Source organism: Nocardiopsis protaetiae (genome assembly GCF_045446735.1).
Classification (GTDB): Bacteria; Actinomycetota; Actinomycetes; order Streptosporangiales; family Streptosporangiaceae; genus Nocardiopsis; species Nocardiopsis protaetiae.
In genome coordinates this window covers 1-12253 of sequence record NZ_JBJJBV010000202.1, presented here as the reverse complement: position 1 = coordinate 12253, position 12253 = coordinate 1, and the positions used below count along the sequence as shown (strand labels likewise).

Here is a 12253-nt window from a genome sequence, read left to right as displayed (position 1 = left end):
CGAGGAGGGGCGCACCGTCAACGCGGTCATCGCGACCCTGCCCGACAACCCGACCGGCACCGTGGCGAGCCGCGAGACCGTGCGCCGGCTGGCGGAGGTCGCCCGCGAGCTGGACCTGGTGATCATCTCCGACGAGATCTACCGCGACCTCGTCCACCCGGTCGGCCCCGGCGGGGAGCCCGTCCGGGTGCACAGCCCCGCGGAGTTCGCTCCAGAACGAACCGTCATCTCCACCGGGCTGAGCAAGAACCTCGCCCTGGGCGGCTGGCGGATCGGGGTCCTGCGCCTGCCCGACTCCGAGATCGGGCACCGGCTGCGCGGCGGCCTGCTCGGCGTGGCCAGCGAGATCTGGTCCAGCCCGGCCGCCCCGGTCCAGGAGGCCGCCGCCCACGCGTTCACCGAGCCCGCCGGGCTGGTCGACCACATCGACCGCAGCCGCCGCCTGCACGGGATCGTCGCCCGCGCCGTGGCCGACGCGTTCACCGGGGCGGGGGCGGCCGTCACCCCGCCGCGGGCCGCGTTCTACCTCTACCCGGACTTCGAGCCGGTGCGCGAGCGGCTGGCCGAGCTGCACGGCGTCACCACCGGGCCCGGCCTGACCGGCCTGCTGCTGGACCGGTTCGGCATGGGTGTGCTGCCCGCCGTCGAGTTCGGCGAGGGGCCCGAGGCCCTGCGCATGCGGGTCGCCACCAGCCTGCTCTACGGCGACACCGAGGAGCGCCGCTACGCCGCGCTGGCCGCCACCGACCCGCTGGCGCTGCCCTGGATCCGCGCCCACCTGGACCGGCTCTCCGAGGTCCTGGGCGCGCTGCTGCCCGCCCCGGCGCCCGCGGCGGTGCCGCAGCCGATCGTGCGGACGGTCGCCGAGCCGGTCCACTAGCCGTCGAACCGGTTCACCGCGTCCATGGGGAGGAGGGTGGACGGGGCCCTTCCCCGGGGGTCGGGTTCGGGGGAAGGGCCCCGTCGTCCGTGATGGTCGCGGGGGCGGGGTGCCAGCGGGCAGGGTGTCAGCGGGCGGGCAGCGCCGGCGGCTCCCCGGCGGCCAGCTCGCGGCTGGGGGCCAGCACCGACCGGTAGTGGGCCAGCAGCTCGTCGCCCACCGCGTCCCAGGTGCGGTGCTCCACCGACGCCCGGGCCCGGCCCGCCAGCTCGGCGCGCAGGGCGCGGTTGTGGGCCAGCCGCCCCACCGCCACCCGCAGCTCGCGCACCGAGTCCGGCGCGTACAGCAGCCCGTTGACGCCGTCCTCCACCAGGTCCAGCGGCCCGCCCGCGGCCGGGGCGACCACCGGGACCCCCGCGGCCAGCGACTCCTGGACCGCCTGGCAGAACGTCTCGTCGGCGCCGGTGTGCACGAACACGTCCAAGGAGGCGTACAGCCGGGACAGGTCGCCCCCGGTGCGCTGGCCGGTGAAGACCGCGCCGCACAGCCGCCGCCGCAGCCGGGGCAGCTCCGGGCCGTCGCCGACCACGACCACCTTCACGTTGCGCAGCTTCAGCACGTGCTCCAGCAGGTCGACGCGCTTGTCCTTGGCCAGCCGGCCCACGTAGCCGACGATGGCCTCCCCGTTGGGGGCCAGCGCCCGGCGCAGCTCCTCGTCGCGGTGGCCGGGGTGGAAGCGCTCCACGTCCACCCCGCGCCGCCACAGCGCCAGCCGGGGGAACCCGTGGGCGGACAGGGCCTCCATCGTCGCGGAGGAGGGCACCAGGGTGCGGTCGGCCGCCGCGTGGACGCGGCGCAGCCCCGACCACAGGTGTTCGTGCCCGGGCAGCCCGTAGCGGCGGGCGAACCCCGCCAGGTCGGTCTGGAACACCGCCACCGTCGGCAGCGCCCAGCGGCGGGCCGCCTCCACGGTGGCCAGGCCCATCAGGGCGGGCGAGGCCAGGTGCACCAGGTCCGGGGAGAACGACCGGATGGCGGTGGTCAGGGTGCGCCGGGCGGGCAGGCCCAGGGAGAAGTCGCGGTAGACGGGCAGCGGCACCGAGGGGGTACGCACCACCGGGAATCCCGCGTAGTGGGTGGGACCGTGGTGCCCCGGGGCCAGGATCAGCGCCCGGTGGCCGCGGGCGGCCAGCAGGTCGGCGACCCGGCACACGGAGTTGGTCACTCCGTTCACCTGGGGCAGGAAGGACTCGGTCACGATCGCGACGCGCAGCGGGCGCTGCCCGTCGTCGGGGGCGGGGATCGGATCGCTGACGGTGTCGAGGTGGGACATGCGGGCGGCTCCCAACGCCGGGGGGACGTGTTCCCGACGCTAGAAGGCGCAGGTGAACCCGGGTGGGGCGCGGAGAGAACCGGACGCGTCGCGCGGGCGTGGGCTCACCGAGCGCGCGGTGACGGGCCGCGGACGGCGCCCCCGCCCGCGGGTTGCCCGGAGATGACCCGGCGGTGGCTAAGATCGCATCACGTGATCGAATCATTGCTCTGAGGAGTTGAACGGTGACTCTCGTGGAATGGGCCGACGAGGTCCGCGTCGCACTCGGGCTTCCCGACACCGAATCCCTGGACCGTGAGGACGTGGACCTCATCCTCGACCTCGCCAAGGACGCCGCGCACTCCGTCGCCCGCCCGGCCGCGCCGCTCACCGCCTACCTGCTCGGCATCGCCGTGGGGCGCGGGGCGGACCCGGAGGCGACGGCGCGGCTGCTCGGCGAACTCGCCCGCGGCAAGGCCGACGGCGACGCCGGGGGTGACGCATGACACCTGCGGCGGGTCGAGAACGCTTCGGTGGACACTCCGGTTCCCGAAGAGACCCGCATGAGGAAAGTGTGTGATGCGTTCGTTACGCACCACTGCAATTCTTTGCCGATAACGCAAGGCCACCACCAGTGGCGACGCACCCCCGAGGACATCCGCCCCCCGCGCCGACACCGGTGGCGTCCTCGGCACCATCCACCGATCGACAGGGAGATCCCCCGTGGACCAGCTCCTTGAAATGGCCGACCTCATCAGCGGCATCATCTGGGGACCCTTCGTCCTCATTCCGCTGCTGTTCGCCGTCGGCCTTTTCCTCACCATCCGGCTGAACCTGCTCCAACTCCTCAAGCTCCCGCACGCCCTGTGGCTCGCGATCATCCGGCGGAAGGAGGACGACTCCGTCGAGGGGGACATCTCCCACTACCAGGCGCTCAGCACGGCCCTCGCGGCCACCGTCGGCGTCGGCAACATCGCCGGTGCCGCGCTCGCCATCGGCATCGGCGGTCCCGGCGCCCTCTTCTGGATGTGGGTCGTCGGCTTCCTCGGCATGGCGACCAAGTACAGCGAGGCCCTGCTGGGCGTGAAGTTCCGCCGCACCGACGCCAAGGGCGAGCAGAGCGGCGGCCCGATGTACTACCTCAAGTTCGGCATCGGCGGAAGCTTCGGCACCACCCTGGGCGTGCTCTTCGCCGTCTTCGGCGCCATCGCGGCCTTCGGCATCGGCAACGGCAGCCAGGCCAACACCGTCGCCCAGCAGGTCAACAGCGTGACCGGCGTCGACACCTGGGTCATCGGCCTCGTCCTCATGCTGCTGACCGCCGCGGTCATCCTCGGCGGCATCAAGAGCATCGGCCGGGTCGCCTCCGCGCTCGTTCCGATCATGATCATCGGCTACGTCGGCATCTGCCTGATCGTGCTCGCCGCCAACTGGGCGCAGATCCTGCCCGCGCTCCAGATCGTCGTCACCGACGCCTTCACCGGCACCGCGGCCGTCGGCGGCTTCGCCGGCTCCACCATGCTGATCGCCATCCAGATGGGCTTCGCGCGCGGCATCTTCTCCAACGAGTCGGGCCTGGGCACCGGCGGTATCGCCGCCGCCGCGGCCAAGACCCGCCAGCCGGTCCGCCAGGCCATGGTCTCCATGACCCAGACCTTCATCGACACCATCATCGTGGTCACCATGACCTGCATGGTCATCATCACCACCGGTGTCTGGCAGGGCGAGAACGCCGCGGACGGCTCCCTGCTGACCAGTGAGGCGATGACCGAGGGCCTGGGCGCCATCAGCCCGGCCCTGGCTCCGGCGGGCGCGGTGATCGTGGCGGTCTCCGTCGCGGTGTTCGCCTTCACCACGCTGCTCGGCTGGTCCTACTACGGCGACCGGTGCATCGAGTTCCTGGCGGGCCGCAAGCTCGTGCTGCCCTACCGGATCCTGTTCATCCTCGTCGTGTTCGTCGGCTCCGTGGCCAGCCTGGACTCGGTGTGGCTGTTCAGCGACATCGCCAACGGCCTGATGGCGCTGCCCAACCTGGTGGGCCTGCTGGTGCTGTCGCCGCTCATCGTGGCGGAGACGAAGAAGTTCTTCGCGCACCCGGACTGGAAGGACCCCGACGCCCTGATGGAGGACGTCAAGGGTTAGCCGCCCCCACACGGGGTGGACACGCAAGGGGGACCGGCCGTCGGCCGGTCCCCCTTCTGCGTGCCCGCCCGCGCGTTCCGGCAGGGCCTACCCGGCTACCACCAGGCGTGGAAGTGGTGGACGGGGCCCTGGCCGCCGCCCGCGTCGATCTCGTCGGCGCGGCGCAGCGCCTCGGTCAGGTAGGCCTTGGCGTCGGCCACCGCCGTGGCCGCGTCCGGGCGCTGGGGCAGCAGCGCCGCGATGGACGAGGACAGGGTGCAGCCGGTGCCGTGGGTGTTGCGGGTGGCCACCCGGGGCGCGGAGAACTCACGGTCCTCCCCATCCTGGGACACCAGCACGTCGACGCTCTCCCCGCCCTCCAGATGCCCGCCCTTGAGCAGCACCCGGCGCGGGCCCAGCTCCAGCAGGCGGCGGGCCTGGTCGCGCATCCCCGCCAGGTCGGTGGCCTCGGGCTCGTCGAGCAGGTCGGCGGCCTCGGGCAGGTTGGGGGTGAGCAGGTCGGCGCGGGGCAGCAGCTCGGTGCGCAGCGCCTTGATGGCCGAGGCCTCCAGCAGCCGGTCGCCGCTCTTGGCCACCATCACCGGGTCCACCACGACATTGGTGAGCCCGTGCCGCCCGATCGCCTCGGCGACGGCCCCGGTGACCTCGGCGGTGCCGAGCATCCCGATCTTGACCGCGTGCACGGTCGCGTCGGAGAACAGGGTGTCCATCTGGTGGACGACGAACTCGGCGGGGACGGGGTGGACCCCGGTGACGCCGCGGGTGGACTGGGCGGTGAGCGCGGTGACCACGCTCATCCCGAACGTCCCGTGGGCGGAGAAGGCCTTGAGGTCGGCCTGGATCCCGGCGCCCCCGCTGGGGTCGCTGCCGGCGATGGACACGATGTTGTACGCGCTCATGGGCGTTCCTTCGCTAGTGCTAACTAGGGCAGGTTCGACGGGTGTGCTCTCAGCCGGGGCGCGACCGGTCGGCCGCGCCCCGGCACCCCGCGCCGTGCGGACCCGGGAGGGTCCCTTCGGTTGAGGAGGCCGCTCGTGCGGCGGTCAGGCGGTGGGCGTGCTCTCGGCGCGCGCCTTGAGGATCTTGCGGACCCGGACCACCACGAACCACAGCAGCAGCAGGGCGATGACGACCAGGACGATGTTGCTGATCAGGCCGCTCCACTGGACCAGGATCGGCTTGATGGCCGGGCCGAAGACGAAGCCCAGGCCGATCCAGATGGTGTTCCACACCGCGGAGCCGATGACGGTGTAGAGGGAGAACTTCAGCAGCGGCATCCGCTCGATGCCCGCCGGGACGGAGATGAAGCTGCGGACCAGGGGCACGCACCGGCCCAGCAGGACGGCCAGGCCGCCGAAGCGCTCGAAGAACCTCTCGGCCTTGTGGAAGTCGCCGATCTCCAGCAGCGGGGTCTTCTCGACCAGCCACATGGTGCGCTCACGGCCCAGCAGGGCGCCGATCGCGTAGAAGCCCCAGGCGCCGACGAGGCAGCCGATGGTCGCCCACATGATGGCGAGCCAGACGTTCATCTGCCCGTCGTAGGCGAGGAAGCCCGCGCCGGGCAGGACGGCCTCACTGGGCATCGGCGGGAAGAAGGTCTCGATGAACAGGGCGACGCCCACGCCGGGCTCGCCCAGGGTCACCATGAGGTTCAGGACCCACCCGATGAACCCCTCGTACTCGTGGACGATCTCCTCCTCGATCGACGTGTCCATGGCCAGGGCCGACATCGTCCACAGATTCGCTGGCATCCGGGTTCCTCTTCTACTTTGCGGGCGGGTCTGGAGGGGAAGGACCCCGCCGGGCCGGGGGAGGGGCGCGGACCGCGCTCGCGCGGTCGGCAGGGGTGCCCGTCCATCGCGGGTCCTTCGTCTGCTGGTGTGGGCTCGGTGGGACGGCTCTCCCCGGTCAGGGGCGTCCTCGACCTGCCTTCTCCTAAGGTACAAGCGGAAACGGTCGCCGTGGGCGGCCGCGGGGGCGGGGTGCGGATTCCCCCACCCCGTGCGATCGGGGGCGCCGGGGGAGTCAGGGGGCGGGACGAACAGGCGTTTTGTCAGTCATTGTGCGGTTTTTCGGTCGTGCAGAGACCCCGTCCCACAGGAACCGAAAAAGGGGGAGTCCCGCAGCACAGTACTGCGGGACCCCCCATGGCCGGTTCCGGCCCCCTCAGACGTTGTCGCGGACCACCGACGACGCCCACCGGTAATCCTGCTTGCCGACCGCGGTGCGCCGCACCCGGTCCACGAAGTGCACGGTCTTCGGCACCTTGAACCCGGCCAGCCGCACCCGGCAGAACGCCAGCATCCCCGCCTCGTCCGGCGCCGCACCCGCCGCCAGCGACACCAGCGCGGTCACCCGCTGGCCCAGCAGCTCGTCCGGCGCGGGCACCACGATGGCGTCCTCCACCGAGGGGTGGGCCTTGAGCGCCGCCTCGACCTCCTCGGGGTACACCTTCTCGCCCGCCGTATTGATGACGACGCTGCCGCGCCCCAGCAGCACGATCGCGCCGTCCCCGGCCCGGGTGCCGAAGTCGCCCGACAGCGCCCAGCGGCGACCCTCCCCGTCGGTGGGGAAGGTGCGCGCCGTGGCGATCGGGTCGTTGTAGTAGCCCAGCGGGATCCGCCCGGTCCGGGCGATCCGGCCGACCACCGGCGACCCCGGCGGCAGCGGGCGCAGCCGGTCGTCCAGCACGGCGATGCTGCCGCCCATGGTGAAGCTGCGGCCGTCCGGGGAGCCGGTCAGCGGCTCCGGCTCGCCCCCGGCGTCCCCTCCGGTCGCCGACCCGCACACCCCGGTCTCCGAGCCCCCGTAGGAGTCGGCCAGGGCGACGTCCTCGCGCCAGGCCCGCCACAGCCCGCGCACCGGCGGGGTCAGCGGCGTCCCGCCCGAGCGTACCGCGGACAGCTCCGGACACAGCCCGGGTTCGGTGAGCAGGTGCCGGGCCAGCGGGCGGGCCATCGCGTCGCCCACCACCTGGAGCGTGTGCACGCCCTCCCGGTGGGCCAGCGCGATCACCCGCTCGGCGCGGAAGCTGCGGTCGGTGGACAGCACCACGCGCTTGCCGCACAGCAGCATGCTCAGCGCGTTCCACTGCCCGGCGGCGTGCATCAGCGGCCCCAGCACCAGCATGCGCTGGGGGAAGCAGGCGCGGGCCCGGTCGGCCACGTCGCGGGGGGAGCGGGCGCGCGGGGCGCCGGGGGAGCGGCGTTCGATCGCCGCCCGGAAGATGTCGGCCTGCCGCCACAGGACGCCCTTGGGGTAGCCGGTGGTGCCGCCGGTGTACAGCAGGTAGTGGTCCGAGCCCGAGGTCGGCGGCAGCACCCGGTCCCGCGGCGCTCCGGCCAGCGCGTCCTCGTAGCCCACGGCCTCGGGGAAGGCGGCGCGCACGGCCGCGCGCGCCTCGGGGGCCGCGCCGTCCTCCAGCAGCACCGCGTGGCGCAGCCGGGGCAGGTCGGGGCGGACCCGGGCCACCGTCGCGGCCAGGGACTCCTCGGCGATCAGCGCCACCGTGTGGGAGTCCGCCAGGACGTGGCGCAGCTCGCCCGCCACGTAGCGGTAGTTGACGTTCACCGGCACCGCGCCCGCGCGCAGCACCCCCAGGAACGACTCCACCCACTCGGCCCGGTTGAAGGACAGGATCGCCACGTGCTCGCCGCGGCGCACACCGGCGGCGACCAGGTGCCGGGCCAGCCGGTCGGCGCGGGTGTGCAGGTCGGCGTAGGAGACGACGCGGCCGCCGGCGACCAGGGCGGTCCGCCCGGGCACCGCCTCGGCGACGGCGTCGAAGAGCCGGGTCAGCGAGAACGCGGCGTCGGGGTCGGCCGGTGCGGGGGACGCGGTGTCGGGGGACACGGCGTGGTGCGGCACGGCGGATCCGGGCGTCGAACGCACGGGCGGCCTCCCTCTGCGGCGGATGCGGCGCCGCCGTCCACGGCACGGGGGCTCGCGGCGGGACGCCTGCGCCGACCGGACTTACGGCCGACGCTTCGGTGGCTTGTGTGCCGACCGTACCCGTCGGGGAGGAACCCGATCGCCACCGGGGGTGTGGACCGCATCACCCCACCTCAGGGGCCCGGTCACAGGGTGCGGACGGCCCTGTTCCACGGGCTCTCCGGGCCGGATGTGACACCCGGATTTCGGGCCCGATCGTGCACTTGTGATGCACCTCACCCCTTGTGGGGTCACCGGGTCATCTGCTCAACTCTTGGGGACCTGCCCGCCGGGGGCTCTACCGGGCCCTTCCGGTGGGTATCTAGTGTCTGACATCGGTCAATGGTGATCGGAGCGGTTGGATGAGCAACACCCAGAACCTGGGGCAGCAGGACAACGCCGGGAACCTCGGCGCGACACTTCCCGAACTCGACACACCCGCGCTCTCCAGCGCGGACCACATCGCCCTCGCACAGGAGCACTCCGCGCACAACTACGCCCCCCTGCCCGTCGTCATCGCCGAGGGCCGCGGGGCCTGGGTGACGGACGTGGAGGGCGAGCGCTACCTCGACTGTCTGGCCGGGTACTCGGCCATGAACTTCGGCCACCACAACCCCGACCTGCTGGCCGCGGCCCACCGCCAGCTCGACCGGGTGACCCTCACCAGCCGCGCCTTCTACAACGATCAGTTCGGACCCTGGGTGGACGCCCTGTCCCGGATGGTCGGCAAGGAGAAGGTCCTGCCGATGAACACCGGCGCCGAGGCGGTGGAGACCGGCATCAAGGTCGCCCGCAAGTGGGGCTACGAGGTCAAGGGCGTGCCCGAGAACCAGGCCACCATCGTCGTGGCCGGGGCCAACTTCCACGGCCGCACCACCACGATCATCTCCTTCTCCTCCGACCCCGAGGCCCGTACCGGTTTCGGTCCCTACACGCCGGGCTTCCGCTCGGTGCCCTACGGCGATGCCGAGGCGATCGAGGAGGCCATCGACGACACCACGGTCGCCGTCCTCATCGAGCCGGTCCAGGGCGAGGCCGGGGTCATCGTCCCGCCGCTGGACTACCTGCCGCGGGTGCGGGAGATCTGCGACGACAACCGGGTGCTGTTCATCGCCGACGAGGTCCAGTCGGGCCTGGGGCGCACCGGCACGATCCGGGCCTGCGAGCACAGCGGGGTCGTCCCGGACGCCTACCTCTTCGGCAAGGCGCTGGGCGGCGGCATCCTGCCGGTGTCGGCGATGGTCGCGAACGAGGACGTGCTCGGCGTCATCCAGCCGGGCCAGCACGGCAGCACGTTCGGCGGCAACCCGCTGGCCGGGGCGGTGGGCCACACGGTCGTCCGGATGCTGACCGAGGGCCCCTACCTGGAGAACGCGCGCAAGCTGGGCGAGGTGTTCAGCCGCCGCCTGGAGGAGTTCGTCGGCAAGGGCGTGGTGTCGGTGCGCAGCATCGGCCTGTGGGCCGGCGTGGACGTGGACCCGGCGCTGGCCTCGGGCAAGGAGATGTGCGAGCGGCTGGCCGGGAACGGAGTCCTGGTCAAGGACACCCACGGCTCCACCGTGCGCATGTCGCCGCCGCTGGTGATCAGCGAGGAGGACCTCAACTGGGGTCTGGACCGGTTCGCCGAGGTGCTGGAGGACCTGCGGGCCGGGCGCTGACCGCCGCCTGAGAGCACGAGGGCCCGCCTCCGGTCCGGGAGGCGGGCCCTTCCGCGTGTTTCCGGGTGCTGTCAGGGGTGCGGGTCAGCCGCCCGCCTCGTTGACGGGGGCGTCCGGGTCGGGCGAGGCCGACGGCGCGTCCGAGGGCTCCTGCGACGGGGCCGGCGGGGGCGCGTGCACCGGGTCCAGCGGCCCGCCCAGCTCGGTGCTCAGCAGCGACTCGTCCACCCGTTCCAGGGTCTCCCGCGACACGTACAGCACGCGTTCGGGGCCTTCGAGGATCTGTAGGCGCACCCGCTCGGCGATCGACATCTGCCCCTGGGCGGTGGGGTGGAAGGTCGCCCGGTCCACCTTGAGGCCCTCGCCGAACCGGCCCAGCACGATGCCGTTCAGCCAGGCCTCGTCGGCGCTGACCTCGTGGCCGGTGAACGCCGAGAACGTGTTGACGTACTCCACGCTCCCGGCCGCCCGGGACCCGTAGACCTCGCCGTCGGCCCGGTACACCGCGTCGCGGATGCGCTCGTTGAACCGCTCGGCGATCCCGTTGAGCCACAGCTGGTCCTTGACGGTCAGCGTGTAGTACATGCCCGGCGGCTCCTCCGGGAACAGCCGCGGGTAGCCCAGCACCAGGACGCGCGCGTCGGGGGCGCGGTCGCGGATCTCCGCGATGACGGTGGCCAGGGTCTCCTCGAACCGGTTCATTCGCTTGTCGATGTCCTCCTCCTGCTCGGTGCAGACGCTGCTCTCCAGCAGCGGCATCCGCACGATGCAGGTGCGCAGGACCGGGATGAACCCCAGGTCGTTGCCGCCGATCCCGAGCGTCACCAGGGAGGTGTGCGCGGTGACCCGCTCGATCTGGGACTCGGGGGTGCCCAGCTCGTCGAGCATCACCGAGCCCTTGTGGCTGCTGCACGCGTAGAAGGCGAGGGAGCCGGCGAAGTCGAACTCGTCGGCGATGAGGTGGGCGTAGGCGTTGGAGGAGCGCCAGCAGCCGCCGGGCATCGCGGTCTCGGGGGCGTAGTCGCCCGCGCCGTCGCCGGAGGAGTAGGAGTCGCCCAGGGCCACGTAGTTGCCCCACAGGGCGCCGTCCTGCGGGGTGACGCGCTCGCGCCAGTCGGTCTGCTCCTCCTCGGTGATGGGGGGCAGGTCCTCGGCCGGGCACACGCCGCCGGTGATCCCGCACCACAGGGCGCGCAGGGAGTCGCGTCCGGCGGGCACGGTGAGCGTGACGATGAGGGACAGGACCAGCAGCAGGGACACCCCGACCGCGATGCGGGTGCGCAGCCGGGTGCGGCGCGGGGGCCGCCCGGTGTCGTCGGTGCTGCCGGTGCCCTCGGCGTTCCCGGTGTCCCCGGCGGGATCTTCGGGGGTCTCCCGCGCGGCGGTCTCCTCCGGCTCTCGCGCGGGGGTCTGTCCGGAGTCCTCCGCGGGGTCCTTTCCGGGGGTCCCGGACGCCTCCTCGTCGCCGGTCGGCACAGCCGTCACCGCCTCCCGTTATCCGCGCGGGCCTGTCTCGATCACGAAGCCTACCCGGGGCGGTTCGCGGCGATGACGTCCACGGCCCGGCGGATCTCGGCCCCGGTGAGGTCGGCGCGGGAGGTCAGGCGCAGGCGCGAGCGGCCGTCGGGGACCGACGGCGGGCGGAAGCAGCCCACGCGTACCCCGGCGGCCAGGCAGTCGGCCCGCCAGCGCACCGCGGCGTCCGGGCCCGGGGCGGTCACCGACACCACCGCGGCGTCGGGGGCGGTCGCCTCCAGGCCGTGTTCACGCAGGCCGGAGCAGAGCAGCCGGGCGTTCTCGCGCACCGCCCCGGCGCGGTCGGGCTCGGCGCGCAGCAGGCGCAGCGCGGCCAGCGCCGCGGCCGCCGACGCCGGGGCCAGCCCGGTGTCGAAGATGAACGTGCGGGCGGTCTCCACCAGGTGCCGGATCACCCGGGCCGGACCGAGCACGGCGCCGCCCTGGGCGGCCAGCGCCTTGGAGAGGGTGACCGAGACCACCGCGTCGTCGGGGGCCGGGGACAGCCCGGCCGCGGCCAGCGCGCCCCGGCCGCCCGGGCCGACCACGCCGAACCCGTGCGCGTCGTCCAGCAGCAGGGCGGCGCCCGCCGCCCGGGCCGCCCGGTGCAGCCCGGCCGTGTCGACGAGGTCGCCGTCCACGGAGAAGACGGTGTCGCTGACCACCAGGGCCCGCGCCCCGGGGGTGTCCGCGCGCGACTCCAGGGCGCGGGCCGCCGCGGCCGGGTCGGCGTGGTCGAACAGCTCCACCCGGGCCCCGCCCGCCCGGGCCAGCCGGGCGGCGTCGATCAGCGAGGCGTGGTTGTGGCGGTCGCAC

General features: G+C 73.4%; 10 protein-coding genes. 4 read left to right on the top strand and 6 right to left on the bottom strand.

From position 1 onward, the window contains the following. The coding region (locus tag ACJOT3_RS25395) for an aminotransferase class I/II-fold pyridoxal phosphate-dependent enzyme (protein ID WP_406975618.1) at positions 1 to 880 on the top strand (880 nt) is incomplete at its 5' end. A 127-nt stretch (positions 881 to 1007) separates the two neighbouring features. Here the strand turns inward: ACJOT3_RS25395 and ACJOT3_RS25390 are convergent. Next, a complete protein-coding gene (locus ACJOT3_RS25390; protein WP_406975617.1) occupies positions 1008 to 2213 on the bottom strand; it encodes a glycosyltransferase family 4 protein in 1206 nt (401 codons plus the stop codon). 224 nt (positions 2214 to 2437) lie between these two features. Here ACJOT3_RS25390 and ACJOT3_RS25385 point away from each other — a divergent pair, with 224 nt between their 5' ends. Both ACJOT3_RS25385 and ACJOT3_RS25380 read left to right on the top strand, forming a co-directional pair. Further along, positions 2438 to 2698, top strand: a complete 261-nt coding sequence (locus ACJOT3_RS25385) for a DUF6457 domain-containing protein (protein ID WP_406975616.1) — start codon at positions 2438 to 2440, stop codon at positions 2696 to 2698. A gap of 217 nt (positions 2699 to 2915) precedes the next feature. Continuing rightward, positions 2916 to 4334, top strand: a complete 1419-nt coding sequence (locus ACJOT3_RS25380; protein WP_406975615.1) for an alanine/glycine:cation symporter family protein — start codon at positions 2916 to 2918, stop codon at positions 4332 to 4334. A gap of 95 nt (positions 4335 to 4429) precedes the next feature. Here ACJOT3_RS25380 and thiD read toward each other — a convergent pair whose 3' ends face one another. From thiD to ACJOT3_RS25365, 3 genes are all read right to left on the bottom strand, one after another. Further along, the gene (thiD, locus tag ACJOT3_RS25375) at positions 4430 to 5233 is read right to left on the bottom strand and encodes a bifunctional hydroxymethylpyrimidine kinase/phosphomethylpyrimidine kinase (protein WP_406975614.1); all 804 of its coding nucleotides are present in this window, start codon (positions 5231 to 5233) and stop codon (positions 4430 to 4432) included. A 144-nt stretch (positions 5234 to 5377) separates the two neighbouring features. Further along, entirely contained in the window at positions 5378 to 6085 is a 708-nt protein-coding gene (locus ACJOT3_RS25370; protein WP_406975613.1) for a DedA family protein, read from the bottom strand. A gap of 415 nt (positions 6086 to 6500) precedes the next feature. Next, complete coding sequence (locus tag ACJOT3_RS25365) at positions 6501 to 8186, bottom strand: acyl-CoA synthetase (RefSeq protein WP_406975620.1); 1686 nt, start codon at positions 8184 to 8186, stop codon at positions 6501 to 6503. Positions 8187 to 8626: 440 nt separating this feature from the next. Here ACJOT3_RS25365 and rocD point away from each other — a divergent pair, with 440 nt between their 5' ends. Next, the gene (rocD, locus tag ACJOT3_RS25360) at positions 8627 to 9922 is read left to right on the top strand and encodes an ornithine--oxo-acid transaminase (RefSeq protein WP_406975612.1); all 1296 of its coding nucleotides are present in this window, start codon (positions 8627 to 8629) and stop codon (positions 9920 to 9922) included. A gap of 84 nt (positions 9923 to 10006) precedes the next feature. Here the strand turns inward: rocD and ACJOT3_RS25355 are convergent, their stop codons facing one another. Next, on the bottom strand, positions 10007 to 11398 hold the full coding sequence (locus ACJOT3_RS25355) for an SGNH/GDSL hydrolase family protein (protein ID WP_406975619.1): 1392 nt from the start codon (positions 11396 to 11398) through the stop codon (positions 10007 to 10009). A 50-nt stretch (positions 11399 to 11448) separates the two neighbouring features. After that, a partial coding sequence (locus ACJOT3_RS25350; RefSeq protein ID WP_406975611.1) for an aminotransferase class I/II-fold pyridoxal phosphate-dependent enzyme occupies positions 11449 to 12253 on the bottom strand: 805 nt, incomplete at its 5' end.

Excerpts from the sequence above, each read along its gene's own strand:
- rocD (WP_406975612.1), top strand. The coding sequence starts at position 8,627 with ATGAGCAACACCCAGAACCTGGGGCAGCAGGACAACGCCGGGAACCTC.
- thiD (WP_406975614.1), bottom strand. The coding sequence starts at position 5,233 with ATGAGCGCGTACAACATCGTGTCCATCGCCGGCAGCGACCCCAGCGGG.
- ACJOT3_RS25370 (WP_406975613.1), bottom strand. The coding sequence starts at position 6,085 with ATGCCAGCGAATCTGTGGACGATGTCGGCCCTGGCCATGGACACGTCG.
- ACJOT3_RS25390 (WP_406975617.1), bottom strand. The coding sequence starts at position 2,213 with ATGTCCCACCTCGACACCGTCAGCGATCCGATCCCCGCCCCCGACGAC.